Origin of the sequence: Bacillus cereus group sp. BfR-BA-01382, from assembly GCF_022663475.1 — a bacterium.
GTDB classification, from domain to species: Bacteria; Bacillota; Bacilli; order Bacillales; family Bacillaceae_G; genus Bacillus_A; species Bacillus_A thuringiensis_S.
The window spans coordinates 1-667 of the sequence record NZ_JAKUFQ010000258.1 but is presented as its reverse complement, the minus strand read 5'-3'; the positions used below and the strand labels follow the sequence as shown (position 1 = coordinate 667).

The following is a 667-nucleotide window of genomic DNA, read 5'->3' as shown; positions in this document are numbered from 1 at the left end:
CCGCGACAACTTCATGACAGCAGAAAAAGCTTTAGAATACGGTTTAATCGATAAGATCTTTACAAATCGTTAATAACTAAAAGCGGAAGCGGCTCGTTCAGAATCGCAGGGCGATGGAGCACCTGATTCCGAGGCGCTTTTTGCCTCGAATGAAGGGCGAAACGACCGGAGATTCTAGCCGCTGGAGCTGGATATACTAAAAGCGGAAGCGGCTCGTTCAGAATGGGAGGAGGATGGAGCTTCTGACAAAGAGGTGCTTTTTACCTCGGCGGAAGAAGCGAAGCCACCGACCATTCTAGCCGCTGGAGCTGGATATACTAAAAGCGGAAGCGGCTCGTTCAGAATGGGAGGAGGATGGAGCTTCTGACAAAGAGGTGCTTTTTACCTCGGCGGAAGAAGCGAAGCCACCGACCATTCTAGCCGCTGGAGCTGGATACATTTAAAGCGGAAGCGCCCTATAATTGGGCGCTTTTTTATTATCATATACCTCCGTCTGTATACCCTATCCAGTATCCCTCTAAATATATCAACGATTTTTCAATTATATCGAACAAAACTCAAATTATATCAACGATTTTTTTAATATATCAACGGTTCGACACAACATATCGATTTACCGACAATCTCCGACAAGGACAAACCAACTACATACCCCCTACCCGTTAAT

1 protein-coding gene is annotated in these 667 nt (G+C 45.9%); it reads left to right on the top strand.

Annotated features, from left to right (window positions below; all coding sequences use genetic code 11):
• Positions 1-73 (top strand): ATP-dependent Clp protease proteolytic subunit (locus MR160_RS33805; RefSeq protein ID WP_229180738.1); only part of this gene is annotated, 73 nt, incomplete at its 5' end.
• Between the last annotated feature and the right edge of the window lie 594 nt (positions 74-667).